The organism is Streptomyces sp. (assembly GCF_031181705.1).
GTDB lineage: Bacteria > Actinomycetota > Actinomycetes > Streptomycetales > Streptomycetaceae > Streptomyces.
The window spans coordinates 9,851-11,522 of sequence record NZ_JAPSKN010000163.1; the positions used below are offsets into that span (position 1 = coordinate 9,851).

Below are 1,672 nucleotides of genomic sequence, written 5' to 3' on the forward strand. Positions count from 1 at the left end.
CTCGGATCGTCGCGCTCCGGCTGGTTCGGCCTCGGCTGGTCGACCTGTTGCTTGGAGTCGCCATGAGGGCGGGTGGGCTGTTCGGCGGCGCGGGCCTGTTCGTCGGCGTGGGGTTCGGTGGCCGGCGGGGTCTGCTGGGCGGCCAGCTTCTCAGCGGCCTTGCGGGCGGCGGCGAGTTCCTTCGGCTCCTCCGCGCCGGGGTCGAGGGCCGGCGGTGCCGGGACGGTCCACATCCACTCCCGGAGCTTGTCGCGCTCGTGGGTGAGGTCGCGGATGTCGGTCTCGGCGTACTCGAACTCCGGGGACCAGAACAGGGCGTCGAAAGGACAGACCTCGATGCAGATACCGCAGTACATGCAGAGCGAGAAGTCGATGGCGAAGCGGTCGAGGACGTTGCGGCTGCGTTCGCGGCCGCCGGGGGCCGCCGGCGGGACCGTCTCCTTGTGGGAGTCGATGTAGATGCACCAGTCCGGGCACTCGCGGGCGCACAGCATGCAGACCGTGCAGTTCTCCTCGAACAGGCCGATCACACCGCGGGTGCGGGGCGGGAGGTCGGGCTGGGTGTCCGGGTACTGGGCGGTGACGGACTTCTTCGTCATCGTGCGGAGGGTGACGGCCAGGCCCTTGGCCAGGCCACTTCCTGGGATCGGGGCCATGGTTACTGGATCACCACCTTGACGATGCCGGTGAGGGCGATCTGGGCGAGGGAGAGGGGGACGAGGAGGGTCCAGGAGAGCCTCTGGAGCTGGTCCTCGCGCAGGCGCGGGTAGGTGACGCGCAGCCAGATGACGAGGAAGGCGAGGACGGCGGTCTTCAGCAGGGTCCAGACCCAGCCGAGGCCGTCGGCGCCCCAGGGGCCGTGCCAGCCGCCCAGGAAGAGGACGGTGGTCAGGCCGCACAGGACGACGATTCCGGCGTACTCGGCGAGGAGGAACAGGGCGAAGCGGAGGCCGGTGTACTCGGTGTAGGCGCCGAAGATGATCTCCGAGTCGGCGACGGGCATGTCGAAGGGCGGACGCTGGAGTTCGGCGAGGCCGGCGACGAAGAAGACGATCGCGCCGACGATCTGCCAGGGCAGCCACCACCACTCGAAGGCGTCGAGGATGCCGGGGAGCGAGACGGTGCCGGCCGCCATCGCAACCGAGGCGGCGGTCAGCAGCATCGGCAGTTCGTAGGCGAGGAGCTGGGCTGCTGTGCGCAGGCCGCCGAGCAGGGAGAACTTGTTCGCGGAAGCCCAGCCGGCCATCAGCGAGCCGAGGACGCCGACGCCCATGACGGCCAGGACGAAGAAGACGCCGGCGTCGATGACCTGCCCGACGGCTCCCTCGCCGGGGCCGATCGGGATGGCGAGCAGGACGAGGAGGTAGGGCAGGAGGGCGACTGCGGGGGCCAGTTGGAAGATGCGGCGGTCGGCGCCCGCCGGGACGACGTCCTCCTTCTGCGCGAACTTCACACCGTCGGCGACCAGCTGGGCCCAGCCGTGGAAGCCGCCGGCGTACATGGGGCCGAGGCGGCCCTGCATGTGGGCCATGACCTTGTGCTCGGTCTGGCCGATGATCAGGGGGAAGGTGAGGAAGACGACGAAGACGATCAGGAGTCGCAGGGTGACGTCGAGCACGTCGTTCACTGCGGGCCTCCTGCGGGGTCTGTGGGGGACTTGGGGTCTGTGGGG

2 protein-coding genes are annotated in these 1,672 nt (G+C 69.8%); both read right to left on the reverse strand.

Annotation, left to right across the window (positions count from 1 at the left end):
• Positions 1-656 (reverse strand): NADH-quinone oxidoreductase subunit I (locus RIN80_RS23685; RefSeq protein WP_309097666.1); only part of this gene is annotated, 656 nt, incomplete at its 3' end.
• Between the two features lie 2 nt (positions 657-658).
• Positions 659-1,627, reverse strand: coding sequence for a complex I subunit 1 family protein (locus tag RIN80_RS23690; RefSeq protein WP_309097667.1), 969 nt, complete (start codon positions 1,625-1,627; stop codon positions 659-661).
• Between the last annotated feature and the right edge of the window lie 45 nt (positions 1,628-1,672).